Origin of the sequence: Sporosarcina sp. UB5 (assembly GCF_050859005.1) — a bacterium.
Classification (GTDB): Bacteria; Bacillota; Bacilli; order Bacillales_A; family Planococcaceae; genus Sporosarcina.
This window is the reverse complement of the sequence record NZ_CP125984.1, coordinates 2,150,711-2,167,225: the sequence shown is the minus strand read 5'-3', so window position 1 is coordinate 2,167,225 and position 16,515 is coordinate 2,150,711. Positions and strand designations below refer to the sequence as shown.

The 16,515-nt window shown below is 42.3% G+C and carries 19 protein-coding genes; 5 read left to right on the top strand and 14 right to left on the bottom strand.

Going from position 1 to position 16,515, the window contains the following annotated elements:
- Positions 1-4: 4 nt before the first annotated feature.
- Genes hisB through hisZ form a run of 4 tightly spaced genes read right to left on the bottom strand, consistent with a single transcriptional unit; the run spans position 5 to position 3,488 of the window.
- Positions 5-589 carry an imidazoleglycerol-phosphate dehydratase HisB gene (gene hisB, locus QM454_RS10965; protein WP_432357880.1) on the bottom strand — a complete coding sequence of 195 codons (585 nt, stop codon included), beginning with the start codon at positions 587-589 and terminating at the stop codon, positions 5-7.
- On the bottom strand, positions 579-1,865 hold the full coding sequence (hisD, locus tag QM454_RS10960) for a histidinol dehydrogenase (RefSeq protein ID WP_432357877.1): 1,287 nt from the start codon (positions 1,863-1,865) through the stop codon (positions 579-581). Before hisD ends, hisB begins: the two co-directional genes overlap by 11 nt.
- On the bottom strand, positions 1,862-2,497 hold the full coding sequence (hisG, locus tag QM454_RS10955) for an ATP phosphoribosyltransferase (protein ID WP_432357874.1): 636 nt from the start codon (positions 2,495-2,497) through the stop codon (positions 1,862-1,864). The genes hisD and hisG overlap by 4 nt, the downstream gene beginning before the upstream one ends.
- Positions 2,498-2,513: 16 nt before the next feature.
- Positions 2,514-3,488, bottom strand: coding sequence for an ATP phosphoribosyltransferase regulatory subunit (gene hisZ, locus QM454_RS10950; RefSeq protein WP_432357871.1), 975 nt, complete (start codon positions 3,486-3,488; stop codon positions 2,514-2,516).
- A gap of 105 nt (positions 3,489-3,593) precedes the next feature.
- Between hisZ and QM454_RS10945 the strand changes: the two genes are divergently transcribed.
- Positions 3,594-4,388 (top strand): histidinol-phosphatase HisJ family protein, encoded by a 795-nt coding sequence (locus tag QM454_RS10945; RefSeq protein WP_432357870.1) that lies wholly within the window; start codon positions 3,594-3,596, stop codon positions 4,386-4,388.
- An 86-nt stretch (positions 4,389-4,474) separates the two neighbouring features.
- On the opposite strand, the gene QM454_RS10940 is transcribed toward QM454_RS10945, so the two are convergent.
- The 3 genes from QM454_RS10940 to gdhA all read right to left on the bottom strand — a co-directional run bounded on the left by QM454_RS10940 (position 4,475) and on the right by gdhA (position 7,949).
- Positions 4,475-5,056, bottom strand: a complete 582-nt coding sequence (locus QM454_RS10940; protein WP_432357869.1) for a YdcF family protein — start codon at positions 5,054-5,056, stop codon at positions 4,475-4,477.
- Between the two features lie 157 nt (positions 5,057-5,213).
- Complete coding sequence (locus tag QM454_RS10935; protein WP_432357867.1) at positions 5,214-6,422, bottom strand: argininosuccinate synthase; 1,209 nt, start codon at positions 6,420-6,422, stop codon at positions 5,214-5,216.
- Between the two features lie 156 nt (positions 6,423-6,578).
- Entirely contained in the window at positions 6,579-7,949 is a 1,371-nt protein-coding gene (gene gdhA, locus QM454_RS10930; RefSeq protein WP_432363963.1) for an NADP-specific glutamate dehydrogenase, read from the bottom strand.
- A gap of 322 nt (positions 7,950-8,271) precedes the next feature.
- On the opposite strand from gdhA, the gene QM454_RS10925 reads away from it, so the two are divergent.
- Positions 8,272-8,412, top strand: a complete 141-nt coding sequence (locus QM454_RS10925) for a hypothetical protein (protein WP_432357864.1) — start codon at positions 8,272-8,274, stop codon at positions 8,410-8,412.
- A 51-nt stretch (positions 8,413-8,463) separates the two neighbouring features.
- Here the strand turns inward: QM454_RS10925 and QM454_RS10920 are convergent, their stop codons facing one another.
- Positions 8,464-9,747: a LysM peptidoglycan-binding domain-containing protein gene (locus QM454_RS10920; RefSeq protein WP_432357862.1), complete on the bottom strand. Its 1,284-nt coding sequence runs from the start codon at positions 9,745-9,747 to the stop codon at positions 8,464-8,466.
- Between the two features lie 158 nt (positions 9,748-9,905).
- Between QM454_RS10920 and QM454_RS10915 the strand changes: the two genes are divergently transcribed.
- Entirely contained in the window at positions 9,906-10,544 is a 639-nt protein-coding gene (locus tag QM454_RS10915; RefSeq protein WP_432357859.1) for a spore coat protein, read from the top strand.
- Positions 10,545-10,581: 37 nt separating this feature from the next.
- Here the strand turns inward: QM454_RS10915 and QM454_RS10910 are convergent, their stop codons facing one another.
- Positions 10,582-11,481, bottom strand: coding sequence for an RluA family pseudouridine synthase (locus QM454_RS10910; protein ID WP_432357856.1), 900 nt, complete (start codon positions 11,479-11,481; stop codon positions 10,582-10,584).
- 112 nt (positions 11,482-11,593) lie between these two features.
- Here QM454_RS10910 and QM454_RS10905 point away from each other — a divergent pair, with 112 nt between their 5' ends.
- Both QM454_RS10905 and QM454_RS10900 read left to right on the top strand, forming a co-directional pair.
- Positions 11,594-12,256 carry an HAD family hydrolase gene (locus QM454_RS10905; RefSeq protein WP_432357854.1) on the top strand — a complete coding sequence of 221 codons (663 nt, stop codon included), beginning with the start codon at positions 11,594-11,596 and terminating at the stop codon, positions 12,254-12,256.
- A 106-nt stretch (positions 12,257-12,362) separates the two neighbouring features.
- Entirely contained in the window at positions 12,363-13,226 is an 864-nt protein-coding gene (locus QM454_RS10900; protein WP_432357851.1) for a manganese catalase family protein, read from the top strand.
- Between the two features lie 80 nt (positions 13,227-13,306).
- On the opposite strand, the gene QM454_RS10895 is transcribed toward QM454_RS10900, so the two are convergent.
- The 5 genes from QM454_RS10895 to metA form a co-directional block, all read right to left on the bottom strand.
- The gene (locus QM454_RS10895; RefSeq protein ID WP_432357848.1) at positions 13,307-13,621 is read right to left on the bottom strand and encodes a DMT family transporter; all 315 of its coding nucleotides are present in this window, start codon (positions 13,619-13,621) and stop codon (positions 13,307-13,309) included.
- A complete protein-coding gene (locus QM454_RS10890) occupies positions 13,621-13,962 on the bottom strand; it encodes a DMT family transporter (RefSeq protein ID WP_432357845.1) in 342 nt (113 codons plus the stop codon). Before QM454_RS10890 ends, QM454_RS10895 begins: the two co-directional genes overlap by 1 nt.
- Positions 13,963-14,049: 87 nt before the next feature.
- Positions 14,050-14,619 carry a TetR family transcriptional regulator gene (locus tag QM454_RS10885; RefSeq protein WP_432357842.1) on the bottom strand — a complete coding sequence of 190 codons (570 nt, stop codon included), beginning with the start codon at positions 14,617-14,619 and terminating at the stop codon, positions 14,050-14,052.
- 127 nt (positions 14,620-14,746) lie between these two features.
- Positions 14,747-15,460 (bottom strand): YetF domain-containing protein, encoded by a 714-nt coding sequence (locus QM454_RS10880; RefSeq protein ID WP_432357839.1) that lies wholly within the window; start codon positions 15,458-15,460, stop codon positions 14,747-14,749.
- 114 nt (positions 15,461-15,574) lie between these two features.
- Positions 15,575-16,483 carry a homoserine O-acetyltransferase MetA gene (gene metA / locus QM454_RS10875; RefSeq protein ID WP_432357836.1) on the bottom strand — a complete coding sequence of 303 codons (909 nt, stop codon included), beginning with the start codon at positions 16,481-16,483 and terminating at the stop codon, positions 15,575-15,577.
- Positions 16,484-16,515: the final 32 nt, after the last annotated feature.

Sequence of the window (16,515 nt, the reverse complement as noted above, 5' to 3'; positions counted from 1 at the left end):
CCCCTTATAAAATGCCCTTTGTCGAGGGGATCCCCTCAATTTCAGGATTTATTGAACTCGCAATGCGCAATGCCCTTCCAAAGCTTTTGAAAATGGATTCAATTATATGATGGCTATTTCTTCCGTATTGCAAATTAATATGCAATGTCACGTTTGCATGTCTCGTGAAGGCAAGGAAAAACTCCTCGACTAATTCCGTATCGAATTCGCCGACTTTGTCTTTCAACCCTTCGACATTATAGACAAGAAATGAACGGCCACTTATATCGAGTGATACAGTAGATAATGCTTCATCCATCGGCGTAGACACCATTGAATACCGTTCGATGCCTTCCTTACTTCCGATGCAGCGGTTGAACGCCTGGCCTAGAACGATTCCAATATCCTCTACTGTATGATGCTGATCGACCTCAAGGTCACCATCACACGTAACCGACAAATCGAATCTTCCGTGATTCGCAAACAAGGTAAGCATATGATCGAGAAAGCCGACACCCGTCCGAATATCCGTTTTTCCTGTTCCGTCGATAGCAAATTCTAGTTCAATTGAAGTTTCCGCAGTGCTTCTCGAAATTTGTTCACTTCTCATTTCGCTCCCCCTTCCGCAACCGGATTGATTCGGCATGGCCCGTCAATCGCTCCGCTTCCGCCAATACAATGATGTCATCCGCTACTTCTTCAAGCGCTTCATTTGTATAATGAATAATGCTAGACTTTTTCATAAAATCGTAAACGCCTAACGGAGACGAGAAAGCCGCTGTTCCGCTAGTCGGCAACGTATGATTTGGCCCCGCCATATAGTCGCCTAATGCTTCCGGTGAGAACGGGCCGATGAAAATAGCACCCGCATTCCAGATGAACGGCAAAGCCGCCATCGGATTGTCCACCATGACTTGCAAATGCTCCGGTGCAATTTCGTTTACTACGTCGAGCGCTTCATTCAACGAATTTACGACGACAATTCGGCCGAAATCATTTATGGAGCAGCTCGCAATGTCCACGCGATCCATTTCGGGCAGTTGCTTTTCCACTTCCGTTATAAGCTTCCTTGCAAACAATTCACTTGTCGTCACACAAATGGCTGCCGCCCGCTCATCATGTTCTGCTTGAGACAATAAATCTGCTGCAACGAATGCTGGGTTTGCGGTGTCATCCGCCAATACGCAAATCTCACTTGGACCTGCGATCATATCAATTCCAACGTCTCCAAATACCCACTTCTTCGCACGTGCAACATAGGCATTGCCTGGTCCGGTAATTTTCATCACTTTCCGAATTGTTTCTGTCCCATAAGCCATCGCCGCAATTGCTTGTGCCCCTCCTACTTTATAGACGACGTCTACTCCAGTTTCCTTCGCCGCCACCAATACGTACGGATTCACTTTTCCGTCGGGCTGTGGAGGAGTTGCAATGGCGATATGTCCGACTCCTGCAATTTTGGCAGGAACAGCATTCATAAGGACAGTGGACGGATAAGCTGCCTTGCCGCCTGGTACGTAAACTCCTGCTCTTTCAATCGGTGTCACTTGTTGTCCGAGCATAACGCCTTTCTCCTGTCGGATGAACCAAGAACGTTCCATCTGTTGTTCATGGAATACTGTAATTCTCTGTTTCGCTTTCAGTAGAGATGTAATGAAGGATTTCGAAACGAGCGTATATGCCTCATCAAATTCATCATCTGTAACAATGAGATTCGCCAATTTCACACGATCGAACTTTTCGGTATACATATGTAAAGCTGCATCCCCGTTTAAGCGAACGTCGTTAATAATCGACAATACTTTTCGGTCAAACTCTAAATCGACAGACTGTTCGTTCCGTTTCTCAATTTCGTTCGCAAATGCAGTCGCGGACATTACTTTCATAAATACACCTCCAACCCTATTTTGACATCGGCAATGAACTGTTGGATGCGCTCTGTCTTAATGGCAAAGCTCGCTTTATTCACAATCAGTCGAGCACTTACGTTCGCAACATCTTCGAGCACAACTAATCCATTCTCTTTTAACGTCGCACCGGTTTCAACGATATCCACGATACAATCCGCCATGTCGATGAGCGGTGCCAATTCAACCGAACCGTTTAGCTTAATGACTTCAGTGCGGATGCCTTTTTGATCGAAATACATTTTTGCGAGATTCGGGTATTTCGAGGCAACAGTTAGTTGAGACCTATCTAGTAACTGATCGCTCGGAAATCCCGCAACCGATAGTTTGCATTTTCCGATGCCTAGATCCATTAATTCATACACATCTTTCGGGTCCTCAAGAAGGACGTCCTTGCCAATCACCCCAATATCAGCGGCACCTAGTTCCACATACGTCGGAACGTCTACGGCCTTCACGAAAATTAGCTTAATGTTCCGGTCGTCATCCGTGAAGATAAGTTTCCTGCTTTTTTCATTAAAATCCGAAAAGAGGATTCCCGCGCTTTCTAGTAAGGATATCGCCTCGTTTGCAATCCGCCCTTTCGCCATTGCGACTGTCAAATATTCCATCCAGCATCCCCCTCTTCTATACGTTCATCTGTTCATTAAATACTTGCTGATTATCGGAAGCCTTTAGCAACGTTTCGATTTCACAAGCGAATCCAATTGCCGGTAGATCAGCCCCAAATGCATCCCCCAAACGATCGTATCGTCCACCCATTACTACCGGTTTGCCGAAGCGTCCGACATACCCTTGAAAAACAATGCCAGAGTAATAGTCCATTCGGTTAATCAAACCAAAGTCGATGACGACATGCTCCTCAAAACGGTGGACTGCTAACAGCCGATACACTTCCTCAATATAGGAAAGAGTTTCTTGCATGCGTGAAGTAATGGCGACTTCTTTTGCGCGCTTCAGCACTTCTTCTGTTTTTCCATAAAGCATTGGAATTTGCGTGACGGCATGTTTCATTGCGGCATCTGCATCCACGGTTGACAGCAGCGCCTCAATTTCAACACTGTTCTTTGCCTGTATGAACGCTTTTAACCTATCGCTTTGTAATTCTGTTAACGGAAGCTGAGAAATCATTTCATGGAAGAAGGCGGTATGCCCAATCTCAATTTTAATGTCCTCAAACTTCAAGTCTTTTAACGTCTTCAGTGCCAATAAAATCGTTTCCGCATCAACCTCCGGTGACCTTTTACAAAAATATTCGATACCCGCTTGTGTCCGCTCTGTTTTTTCAGCTAGGTCGGACGATCGCCGAAACACTTCCTGTACATAATAAAACCGGTGTTCACTTGTCAGCTTGCGGTGTAAGTGAGACAATTCCTGTGTAATCGGAATGGTCACATCAGGTCTCAGAACGAAAACCTCACCTGACGGATCAATTACTTTCACCATTTCTTTCCGATTAACAGAACTCGTCACTTTGGAATATAAGTCATACCGTTCGAAAGCAGGTGTTTTAATCCGCTGAAATCCATATGAAGAAAATCGTTTGCATAACATACTAATTACTTGCTCGAATTTTTCCGCTTCTAAAAAATCGGGAATCATTTCAAATCACCTCGCTTGAAAACTTTATTGCTTTACTACGTTAAAGTTATAACGTACTATAAATCTATATTCATCATTTGTCAACTAATAGGAGGAATTTTTTTAATGTTTGATTACCATATGCATAGTTCGTTTTCAGGAGACTGCAATATCGATATGGAAGAAATGGTGAAAGGGGCGATTGCAAAAGGCGTTAGAGAAATTTGCTTTACGGAACATATCGATTATGATTATCCCGATGATTCAATAGAATTTGATTTCGATAAACGGAAATATAGCGAGCGGATTAATGAATTACGTAATCTGTACGAGGGCAAGATCCGTATCCGGAAAGGTGTAGAAATCGGTGTACAGCCGCATTTATTGGAACGCTATGATGAAATGCTGAAGGCGGAGTCGTTTGATTTTATCATTTGCTCGATGCATACGGTCGAGCGGAAAGGATTGCATTATGGGGATCTATTCAAGGGTATTTCGGTGGAGGAAGCCTCTTTGAAGTATTACAATGAATTGCTCTATTGCGTGAAGAATTTTACGAACTATTCCATTTTAGGACATGTTGATTTGATTAAACGGTATGCGCCTGAGGTCGTCGATATTAATTTCCATGATGTATTGCGTGAAATTTTTAATGTTATCATTCCTGATGGAAAAGGGATTGAGTTGAATACGTCCGGTGTCCGGTACGGTCTGTCGAACGGATTGCCGAGTGATGATGTGTTGAAGCTGTATAAGGAATGTGGCGGGGAAATTATTACGCTCGGATCAGATGCGCATAAGCCAGATGATATTGCTTTTGATTTTGAGGAATCAATTGAGTTGCTACGTTCGCTTGGATTTGATTATATAGCGACATTTGAAGGGCTGAAACCGACTTTCCATCCAATTTCTAAGTTTTAAGATCAGCGGACCGCTTGCTTGGGCGCGGGAACGCTTGCTTTGGACGCATAAAGGCCCGCTTTTGGCGCGGGCCTGTTACATCAATTTCATTTTCCGATAATTACCGTCTTTATAAGAGCGAGCCTTTCCCTTATATGCTGTTGTGCTACTACCGATTCTGGAGTCCTTGCTGGCAAGGCGTCCGTCTCCAGACCGAGGCTGTCTGCAATCATCCTTGCACGCGCTAAATGAAAATCGCTTGTGATGATTGTGAGAGCATCTACATCCTCTGGCAGCAGCTCCTTTGAATAAAGAAGGTTCTCGTAAGTCGAGGTCGACTCGGTTTCGAGCAGCAGTCTTTCTTCCGCTACGCCTCTTTCCACAAGGAATTTGCGCATCGCTTCCCCTTCGGCAATATCTTCGTCCGGGCCTTGACCGCCCGATAAAATAAATTTTACGTTAGGGTGTGATTCTGCATAGGATAATGCTTCTTCTAAACGATAGCGCAACGTGAGTGAAGGCGTCTCCCCATTCACTTTTGCCCCGAGGACGATTGCATATTCATATGAGCCATTTGCTACAGGTTTCTGACCATCTGTCATCCATTTGCCTAACAACAGCCAAGTTCCTATACTGAATAACACCACAACAATCCCGATTGTTATCCCCAATCTCTTTGTTTTCTTCACGTAATCACCTATTTACGCCAGTTTTAGTATATGAAAACTTTGCGGAAAATCGTCCTCATACCACTTACCATCTAAACGCAATTTGCTCACTATAAGTTCCATTCCGCCGCCAATAACAGGAAAAACCTCCTGCAATACTCTACAGGAGGTAATGGTATTAGTTTTTCACCTTTTGCTGTTTATTCACCGTGCTGTGCACTTCTGTCGGCAGACCCCATAGGTGGATGAAACCAACAGCTGCAGATTGATCAAATTCGTCATCAGACGTATACGTCGCCAATTTTTCATCGTAAAGCGAATTAGATGATTTTCTACCTTCGACAATCGCATGCCCTTTGAATAATTTAATACGAACAACACCATTAACATATTGCTGCGTCTCTTTCACAAAAGCTTCCAACGCATTCCGGAGCGGCGAGAACCATAGCCCATTATAGATTAGTTCACTTAGCTTTTGGGAAACGATCGGCTTGAAGTGCGCGACATCTTTAACGAGCGTAATATCTTCTAATTCTTTATGTGCCTTCAATAATGTAATGGCACCTGGACATTCATACACTTCACGTGATTTGATGCCGACGAGACGGTTTTCGACATGGTCGATTCTCCCTACTCCGTGCTTTCCGGCGATTTCATTTAATTTCAAAATGAGTTCACTTAATGGGTACTCTGTTCCATCAATGCTGACTGGTACGCCTTTTTTAAATTCAATTTCAATGACATCCGGCGTATCCGGTGCATCTTCAATCGATACGGTCAACCCAAACGCCTCTTCAGGCGGCGTAGCCCACGGGTCTTCAAGAATGCCGCACTCATTGCTTCGACCCCATAAATTTTGGTCAATTGAATAAGGACTGTCAAGATCGATTGGAATCGGGATATTTTTCTCTTTCGCATATGCGATTTCCTCTTCACGCGACCAACTCCATTCACGGACAGGGGCGATTACCTCAAGCGACGGGTCAAGCGCTTTGATAGCGACTTCGAAACGTACTTGGTCATTTCCTTTCCCCGTGCAGCCATGCGCTACTGCAGTCGCATTTTCCTTATGTGCCACTTCAACTAGCTTTTTGGAAATTAACGGACGTGACAACGCTGAAACGAGAGGATATTTATCTTCATAATACGTACGTGCCTGTAATGCAAGCAATGCATATTCTTGCGCAAACTCCTCTTTCGCATCAATAACATAACTTTTCACCGCACCGACTTGCAATGCTTTTTGCTGAATGAACTGTAAGTCTTTCCCCTCTCCTACATCCAAACAACAAGCGACGACATCATATCCTTTATCCGTCAACCATTGCACCGCCACCGAAGTATCAAGACCACCCGAATACGCCAATACGACTTTTTTATTTCCCATTCTTTTCGTCCTCCTTCATGTATCCAATTGCATCTTTATTCATCTTTGTGTATTTTTATAATACCACACATAATTTGAATATCAATAGTTTGTATGAAGAATTTATTTTTGGGATTAAAAAACTACCTTACCGTTATAAGTAAGGTAGTTTTTGCATTATCGAATCCCATGTGCAACCATTGCATCGGCGACTTTTAGGAACCCTGCAATGTTAGCTCCCATGACGAGGTTGCCGGGTTTGCCGAATCGATCGGCTGCGGATTTGCAACTTGCGTAAATGTTTTCCATGACTGTTTTCAGGCGCATGTCGACTTCTTGTTCCGTCCATGCGAGCCGCATGCTATTTTGCGACATTTCCATCGCTGAAACAGCCACTCCGCCCGCGTTCGCTGCTTTTGCAGGAGCAAAAAGGATATTATTCTCGAGGAAAATATTGATTGCTTCAATATTGCACGGCATATTCGCGCCTTCTCCGAGCGCTTTCAAGCCGTTTGCAATGAGCATATGAGCTGCAATTTCATCGATTTCATTTTGCGTCGCGCAAGGTAAGGCGATGTCGCACGGAATGGACCAGATCATCGAGCAATCGTCATAGTAGTTAGCATCGGGATGTTCTTTCACATATTCCGAGATTCGTTTATTCTCAACTTCTTTCAATCGTTTCAACGTGTCTAGATGAATACCATTTTCATCATAAATATATCCGCTCGAATCGCTACATGCGACGACTTTTGCTCCGAGTTGCTGAGCTTTCTCAATCGCATACGTCGATACGTTTCCCGATCCCGATACAATGACCGTGCTATCTTTGAAAGACAGTCCATTTTCATTCAACATCTCTTCTACGAAATAGACGGTACCGTATCCGGTTGCTTCTTTCCTCCCTAACGAGCCACCGTGATTTGGATCCTTTCCAGTCAGAACGCCCGCCTCATAGCCGCCCTTCAAACGATTATACTGGCCGAACATATAGCCAATCTCCCGTTTACCGACACCTATATCACCTGCTGGCACGTCAATATCAGGCCCGATGTACTTGCTTAACTCTGTCATAAAGCTTTGCGTGAACCGCATAATTTCCCTCTCCGACTTCCCTTTCGGATCGAAATCAGAGCCACCTTTTCCCGCACCAATTGGTTGCCCTGTCAATGCATTTTTGAAAATTTGCTCAAAAGCAAGAAATTTCATAATACTATTGTTTACGGAAGGATGAAAGCGTATGCCGCCTTTGTACGGACCGAGATCACTATTGAATTGCACGCGAAATCCACGATTCACTTGCACTTTTCCTTTGTCATCCTCCCAGGCGACTCGGAAAGAAATAATCCGTTCGGGCTCCGTTATACGTTCCAATATTCCGTTTCGAATATATTCAGGATGCTTAGCGAATACAGGACGAAGTGAATCAAATATTTCTCTCGTCGCTTGCAAAAATTCTTTTTCATCAGGATTTCTTTTCTTTACAAGTTCATATACTTCATGTACGTAGTCATTTGCCCGGCTTCGGTTGTCTCGCGTATTCTCCATATTTGTCATTTGCCTCATCCTTTCATGAAAATAGCGAAGAAAATAATGGATAGTATTGGAATCTTCCTGTAAATTAATATTTCAAAATCATTTCTTCGTTTTTATTTAGTATTACTGAAAACATGAATATATACAACAACTTTTTTCAGTTTTTGGATATCCACCGTTAATTTATTTGTCGAATTAATAAAGTTTGTCGAAATTCGTTGGACGATAATAAAGTCATTTGCACCGCTCGAAACATAGATTACTAGTAGGTACATCTACGGGCCGGATTTCTACGATTTGGAAAACAACTACAAAGAGAAAGAGGAGATGCTTTTTGAAATTTAGTAAAATGCTGCGCACTATAATAGGAGCCAATGTAGTGATTTTAATGGCTTTTGCATTCCTACCTGCTCTGTTAATTGATCCTGATGTAGACTTTTTCCAAAGCGTAATTGATTATATTTCAAAAGAATAATGCGCCCCATCAAATGAACCATATGTGCCAGCACATATGGTTCGTTTTGTATTATCGTTTTCGGATTGTAAAGTTGTCGGTGAGTAGTAGCCAGTTTTGTGGGAATGCTAATCCAAGCTTCCAATACATAATTCCACGCAAATTGAATTCCTTTATCAAATTGAATTTTGCTTGGATGCTGCGGGCATCTTCAAACCATACATCATGGCGTACACCGTCATTATCCCAATAAAGGAAGAAAGGTGCCTGGGCTACTGGATCGAATTGGATATTTGCATTTCGGCTAATTGCCAAATTGACCGCCTGCTGTGGACTAAGCGCTCTTGCCGCAACCCCCGTTTCTGGTGGGTACGGAAACGTCCAATCATAGCCATATAAATTTTGCCCTAGAAAAATCTTTTCCGGCGGAACCTGACTGACTGCGTATTCAACGACTCGGCGCACTTGGTTCAAGGGACTAACCGCTTGCGGGTCACTATAGGAATACCCCCATTCATACGTCATTAATGTAACGAAATCAGCAATTTCCCCGTGCGCTTTGTAATCGATCCCTCCGTAAACTCCCGTCGGATCGTCTGACATTTTCGGTGGTAAAGCAGTCGATAATGTCAAACCCTCTGGACGAAAACGAGCACGTGCATTTCGAAGAAACGTATTGTACAATTCCCTGTCGGCAGGTCTAACAAATTCAAAATCAAAATGGATGTCTGTATAGCCGATTCTTTTAGCAGTTGCTACTATATTTTCGAATAGTCTATTTTGAACCGTTTGATTTGTAAAGAGGACATTTGCTAAATCTGGACTGAATGCGAAATTTTCCAAGTTACTAACGACCATTGCATTTAACACCCCAGATTGAGCAGCTATTTCTGGAATGTCATCAATTGGAGGAGCTTTCAACGATCCATCCCGCTGCGCCTCATAGCTGAACATACCTAAATACGTCAAATCCTCTACCCTGTTCCTCACTTCCTGAACTGTAGAATCAATCGTCGCCTCACGTGGTTCTACATATAGGAAAACATCGATGATTGACTTTCTTCTTTGAGGAATCGCTAATCGTTGCCCTACATATAAAATGCTGTTCGGTGAAATGCCGTTAATTCTCGCAAGCTCCTCCACCGTCGTTCCATACAATCTGGAAATGATATAAAGCGATTGCCCAGGCTGAACCCAATGATAACTACCTGTAATTGGAATGACGAGTGCTTGGCCAACGACAATTCGGGAAGGGTCAATCAATTCATTCGCCTTGGCAATCTCCTCGTATGGAATGCCATACGCTTGCCCGATGCCATAAAGACTTTGTCCTTGTTGCACGACATGTATTTGCAATTTCCCCACTGCCTTTCATTGACAAAATGTCCTTTATCCTATGCTATTTTTGAAAGCGAGTAATTATGCGTAGTTAGAAATTTTCTCACGCATACAGCTTCTCTTTAAAGCCATACTATTTTCGATTGACAACCATTAACAAAAGGAGGACACCTATATTGACGCAAAACCAGTTTGGTGAAACGCATCAGAACATGCATACAGGGGCAGTTCCGCCACAGATGAATCACGGAGGCCATGAGTTGTTCGATGTTCATGAAGTGCTTTCAGGCACGATCGCGGGATTGAATCAGGCAATGATTTTACGGCCCCACGTAAAAGATCCCGAGCTGCTTGATATTTTGGATAGGCAATACCGTTTTACTTTGGACGAGTATAATATTACGGTGGAATGTTTTAAAACAGGCAAGGATCCATCCCATCCAACAGGTAGTTACAAAATGAAACAAGGAAACGATTTTGTCTACGGTATGAAGCAATCACAACCGAAGAAGCCGATGCAAAACGCGAATGAAATTAATGATGAAATCATTTCTGGCTTCCTCCTCAATACAGCCAAAGCAGGTGCGTCGGCAAAAGCGATGGCTGCACTTGAAGTGACGAACCCTGTTGTCAGACGTGTATTGGCAGATTCGGTACCTAACTGTATTGAGATGGCGTATGAACTTTCGATTTATCAGAACAAACACCATTATTACCAAGTACCTCAGCTTGCCCAACTAGACATGCAAGCAATTTTAAATGCGTACGCCCCTTCGGCAGATCAACAAGGCATGTCGAATCGTACGGTTCAATAAGGAAAAGCTGCCCTGACATTACGTCAAGGCAGCTTTTTTATAATGATTTATTAATAAATGAAGATGGAATTTGGGATTCGAATTTCATTACTTCTTTAGTGACCGGGTGAATAATTGTCAATGCGGTCGCATGTAGGCCGAGCCTTTTAATCGGATTGACGGTTGAGCCGTATTTCTTGTCTCCGACGACAGGATGGCCGATTTCTTCCATGTGGACGCGAATCTGGTTTTTCCTTCCTGTTTCCAACATAACTTCCAGCAATGAATACTGACGGTTCGACCTAATTTTCCGGTAATGCGTAATTGCTAGTTGACCTCCGTTATCTGTAGGATTTGAATAGACTTTGAAAGTTCTCGTTTCCTTCAGCCAAGATTTGATTGTGCCTGACTCTTTTCGGACATTCCCTTGCACTAATGCGTTATAGATTCTTTCTTTCACCATTTCATCCCAATTATCTTGCAACGTCATTTTTACTTGCTCACTTTTCGCAAACAAAAGGACACCGGACGTATCCCTGTCCAAACGATGGACGATAAAGACTCTTTGGCGTGGATCCTGCCTTTTTACATAAGCGGATACTTCACTGAATGCTGTCCGTTCGTTTTTATCTTTTGCCGCCATCGATAAAAGGCTTGCTTCCTTATCGATGACGACAATTGCGTCGTCTTCGTAAATAATCGTCAAACCAGTCATTTTGCTTTCGTTTAACGCAGCTTTATTCGCGAGGATTTCCACTTTATGTCCAGGCAACAGTTGATAATTATGCTTCGTCACTGTTTTGCCGTTCACAGAGACTTGTCCTCTCGTCAACATTGACTTGATGGAATTCCGACTGTTTTTCTTTATGTTTTCTAATAAAAACGGCAATAACTCCGCTTCTTCGGTCACTGTGAAAAGGAACGAATCATCCCTTCTCTTCTTTTGATTTTTATGCATGTCCTGTCTCCTCACTCTCTCCATCAATTATCCACAAATTGCCCTTTCATTTCAAACGCTGTATCATTATCATTATCATTAAATAATTTTGTTAACTGAGGGGACGTATTTGATGAAAGTTGCGATATTCGATTTTGATGGGACGCTCTATTCGAAAGAAACTTTTCAATTATTGATGGATCATTTGAAGCAACATCCGACACACAGCTCCAATTATAAACGCTTCTTTCGTAATATTCTTCCTATTTACATTGGCTATAAGATGAAAATTGTTCCAGAAACAAAAATGAAAGAGCGCTCAATGCAAATTTATGTGAATGCATTGGATACTTTGTCTAAAACAGAGTTTGAGTGTTATTTTGCTGAATTAAAGGATAGCATGGAGCAAGGTTTTAACGAGGACGTCGTAGCAAAAGTTCGAGAGCACCATAACGAAGGCATGCATGTCATGCTTGTATCCGGCGCTTATACACCATTATTGCATGCAGTGACAGACAGCGTTGTGTTTGACACAGTTATCGGAACTGATTTACCGTTTACGACTGATGGCGCGTTTGATAGAAAAACGGAAATTTATCATATTCAAGGCCAACGGAAAACCGAAATGATTATGGAGGCGTTAGAAGGCAAGAAGATTGATTGGGAACAAAGCTTTGCATATGGAGATAGCTATTCGGATCTTCCTGTATTAGAGCTAGTCGGAAATCCGGTTGCAGTTAAACCTGAGGAGCGATTACAGCGGATTGCTGCGGAGAGAAATTGGACAGTCCTGTGAATCCTAACCTCCAATTTATATGCTTACAATCTAAGAATTGTATCAAAAACACTGATTACTTAATACACTAGCATGATAGGTATAGGCAAATATAGGAGGGTATAATTTGTTCTATCATGTTAAGGAGTTGCAATACCATGCCAAACCAGAAAGACCAGATCCGCTTTTCGCAAAACAATTACAGGAGATTTTGGGAGGACAGTTTGGTGAAATATCCGTAGCATTACAATATTTATTTCAAGGGTGGAATGTTAGGGGAAACGGAAAATATAAAGATTTATTAATGGATACAGGGACGGAAGAATTGGCGCATATTGAAATGCTGGCTACAATGATTGCCAGGCTATTAGATGGAGCACCTGTCGGGGATTTGGAAGATGCAGCAAAGGATCCAGTCATCGGAGCAATTTTAGGAGGAATGAATCCTCAACATGCGATTGTTTCGGGATTGGGAGCAATGCCTGCTGACAGTGTAGGAAACAGATGGACAGCTGACTATATCGCTGCAAGTGGTAATCTTCTTGCTGACTTCAGGGCTAATCTCAATGCTGAATCACAAGGAAGACTACAGGCCGTGAGACTTTACGAAGCGACAAATGACCGGGGAGTAAAAGATATGCTTTCCTGGCTCATTGCCCGGGATACAATGCATCAAAATCAATGGATTGCTGCCATTCATGAATTGGAAGCGAAAGAGAATGTAGTAGTACCAAGCACTTTCCCAAAAGCTTTGGAGAAACGGCAGGTTTCCTATACTTTATTCAATTATTCACTAGGTAATCAAAGTGCCGAAGGTCGTTGGGCACATGGGCCAAGTATGGATGGCGAAGGGGTCTTCAAATATGTTGAGAACCCTGTTCCATTCGGGAAGAAACCAATTCTTAATCCCGCTCCTCCGTATATACATGATACCCCTCCATCCGTAATAATGGATCGAAACGTTCACCCTGGCCCTCCAAATATTTGTTAAACAGCGTATTTTAGAGTAATGGTTTGGATTGAGACCAATCCAAACCTTTCTTATTATAATATGTCACTATACGAAGAACTTCACGATAACGCCTTCAACCCAACAACGCCAATAACAATTAGTATTACACTGGCAATGCGCCCTTTACTTCTGGATTCACCGAAAAACAGCATGTTGATAAGCACAGCACCTGCTGTTCCGACACCTATCCATACCGCATATGCCGTGCTCACTTGCAAATAGTTGAAAGACATATATAGAAACGCGAATGCAGCTGCAAATCCTCCCCCAAATAGAATTGTATTGAAGAATGTTTTCTGTTTACTATATTTATTCAAACCGACAACGCCGACAAACTCGCTTATAGCCGCTGCGACTATAAATAACCAGCCCATCACTTAACAAATCCTTTCTTTTCATCCGCTCCATCCGCAATTTTCAAACCGATCACACCTAAAACTAAAATTGTAATGAAGAATATCTTACCGACTCCTAGAGTTTCTCCGAAAAAGAAGACATCCATCAATGCGGTCCCTACTGTTCCAACAGCTGCAAAGACGGCATATACTGTTCCCGTCGGGAGGTTTTCACAGGCTTTCGCTAAGAAATGAAAATCGACTAAGATGAAAAAGACGATTGGAATCCAATGCCACCATTCAGAGGCAACATTGAAACCGAATATCCATACCAATTCAAAAAAGCTTGTTAGCCCTACATAAATCCATGACTTGCTCATTTACTATTGACTCCCAACTCGATGACTGACTGTCATTCATTTTTAATAATGACAAGCTACCAAAATTATATCTTCCCTAATAGGTGTTTAAAATCCAAGGGCATGCTTCAAAAAATTCTTTACTTCATTCTTTTGGATAGCAGCTTCATCTTCCTTGTCGGTGTCGTATAAATAAATTTGTTCCGCCGCCGACTCCACAAGACCGATAACGAGCTTTGCTGTTCTATCAGGATGGACGGAATTCCGAATTACTCCTTCGTCAATCGCTTGCTGAAGGCCTTCACTCACCCATTTATAGAACGGAGCATATACCGTCTCCCAATTTTTCAAATGCTCGGTTGATGCTAGGCCTGAGTAAATGAGCGCTAGAATTTCATGATATTCTTCATTCACTTCGAAAATTGCATCGACGAGCTGCTCCATCCGTTTTGGAAATGGTGCATCATCCGATACCCTATCCATGACAATTTCCAAGGTTTTTGCGACCATCACTTCGGCAATTGCCGGCATGAGAGACAGCTTTGACGGGAAATATAAATAGAACGTTCCTTGAGCAATCCCTGCCACTTTCACGATATCAGATATCTTTGTCTTCTCGATCCCTTGTTTGCGAAACACTTCTATGGCCGCATTTATGATTCTCTCCTTCTTATTCAAATGCCTTCCACCTTTCCGCTGAATGACTGTCATTCATTATAACATAAAATTCTCCAAGTGGCCTTGGAGCACAAAGAGAGGGAAAAATTTCTTCCCCCTTATATGACGTTGCACTTCATTAAAACACCTATTTACCTTCCGTACGCAAGTCGATATGGAGCTTCCCGTCTGTAAGAATTTCCGCATAATACACTTGTTCCACTTTTCCAATTCCGTTTTTCTTCAGTTGTTCATACACCCATTCTTCTGTTAGCTTTAGTTCGGTCAAGTTTTCTTTAATTAACTTCCCATCCGAAATGATTTCTGTCGGGATATATTTTGGGTCATTGACAGGCGCATTCACGTCTTGTTTTGTAGCTGACTCTTGGCCAGCTTTTTTCAAAACACTTAATTGGCCATTTGTTTCCAGTATTGCATAGTTCACATCCGCAACCGCAAAAATGCTTTGTTCGCGCAGCATCATATTTAAATCGTTCAATGTTAGACGGGCTTTCTTCATCCCTTGTTCACTAATTTTACCTCTGTGAATAATGATCGTTGGTTGATCATCAAATAAAATTCTCGCTTTTTTCGACTTAATCGTTAATAAGTTTACAACTACCGTTAATAATGCCCACCAAATCATTGCAATGGCACCATCTAAAAAAGGGGTTTCCGTTTGAGCGGAAATTTCTGCTGCAATAGATCCGATTGTAATTCCCGTAACGTAATGAAAAAATGTGAGTTGTGAAATCTGTTTCTTCCCCATGAATCTGGCGAGTATCATAAGAATGATAAAAGCAAAAGTTGTTCTAAGTAACATTTCCCAAAAATTAATGTTTGAAATTGCATCTGATATCATTTTTATACACACCTCCACTAACAGTAGTGTGTGATAGAACGATAACCATATACGATGAAAAAACAAAAGCAAAGCAGGAAGTCACAATTCCCGCTCTGCTTTATTAATTAATAGTTATTCCCATTCAAACGGTGTTTCTTGGTAAACGTAATAATTTAACCAGTTTGAGAAAAGTAAATGCGTGTGAGAGCGCCATGTGTTTAACGGCTGCTTGTTCGGATCGTCATTCGGGAAATAGTTTTCCGGCATATCGATATCGATCCCTTTCTTCAAGTCACGTTCGTATTCTTCAGCGAGCGTGCACGCATCATATTCCAAATGGCCGGTGATCATAATATGTTTGCCGTCTTTTGAAAGGATGATGAATGCACCGGCCTCTTCTGAAACCGCCAATAATTGAAGGCGCGGCTCCCGTTCGATATTTTCGATTGAAACTGACGTATATCGTGAATGCGGGGCGTTGAATAGATCATTGAAACCGCGAGCCAATTCGACAGTTGGATCTGTTAATTGATGAGAGTAGATGCCGGACAGTTTTTTCGGCAACTCAAACTTATCAATACCGTAATGATGGTAAAGTGCGGCTTGCGCTCCCCAACAAATATGCAGTACTGAAGTTACATTTGTCGTCGACCAGTCCATAATTTGTTTCAATTCATCCCAATAGGCGACATCTTCAAACTGAAGATGCTCAATCGGAGCCCCTGTAATGATTAGCCCATCGAAACGCCTATTCTTCACATGCTCGAATGTCGTGTAAAAAGATTCCAAGTGATTTTTGCTCACATTTTTTGATTCATACGTCGCTGTATTCAAGAATGATACATTTACTTGCAATGGCGTATTGCCGAGCAAACGAAGTAATTGAAGCTCCGTCTTTTCTTTTTCCGGCATTAAATTAAGAATGAGGATAGTTAACGGTCGTATATCTTGTGTCATCGCCCGCCCTTCATCCATAACGAAAATCTTTTCTTCCTTCAACAGCTCCCGTGCCGGTAATTGTTCCGGTATATTGATTGGCATGTCTGCTCCCCCTTCGTTAAATAAAAAACCTC

Bases quoted from the DNA above. Each gene is read 5' to 3' on its own strand.
- QM454_RS10945 (WP_432357870.1), top strand. From the start codon at position 3,594: ATGTTTGATTACCATATGCATAGTTCGTTTTCAGGAGACTGCAATATC.
- metA (WP_432357836.1), bottom strand. From the start codon at position 16,483: ATGCCAATCAATATACCGGAACAATTACCGGCACGGGAGCTGTTGAAG.
- QM454_RS10905 (WP_432357854.1), top strand. From the start codon at position 11,594: ATGAAAGTTGCGATATTCGATTTTGATGGGACGCTCTATTCGAAAGAA.
- QM454_RS10935 (WP_432357867.1), bottom strand. From the start codon at position 6,422: ATGGGAAATAAAAAAGTCGTATTGGCGTATTCGGGTGGTCTTGATACT.
- QM454_RS10895 (WP_432357848.1), bottom strand. From the start codon at position 13,621: ATGGGCTGGTTATTTATAGTCGCAGCGGCTATAAGCGAGTTTGTCGGC.
- hisG (WP_432357874.1), bottom strand. From the start codon at position 2,497: ATGGAATATTTGACAGTCGCAATGGCGAAAGGGCGGATTGCAAACGAG.
- hisZ (WP_432357871.1), bottom strand. From the start codon at position 3,488: ATGATTCCCGATTTTTTAGAAGCGGAAAAATTCGAGCAAGTAATTAGT.
- gdhA (WP_432363963.1), bottom strand. From the start codon at position 7,949: ATGGAGAATACGCGAGACAACCGAAGCCGGGCAAATGACTACGTACAT.
- QM454_RS10880 (WP_432357839.1), bottom strand. From the start codon at position 15,460: ATGATATCAGATGCAATTTCAAACATTAATTTTTGGGAAATGTTACTT.
- hisB (WP_432357880.1), bottom strand. From the start codon at position 589: ATGAGAAGTGAACAAATTTCGAGAAGCACTGCGGAAACTTCAATTGAA.
- hisD (WP_432357877.1), bottom strand. From the start codon at position 1,865: ATGAAAGTAATGTCCGCGACTGCATTTGCGAACGAAATTGAGAAACGG.
- QM454_RS10890 (WP_432357845.1), bottom strand. From the start codon at position 13,962: ATGAGCAAGTCATGGATTTATGTAGGGCTAACAAGCTTTTTTGAATTG.
- QM454_RS10910 (WP_432357856.1), bottom strand. From the start codon at position 11,481: ATGCATAAAAATCAAAAGAAGAGAAGGGATGATTCGTTCCTTTTCACA.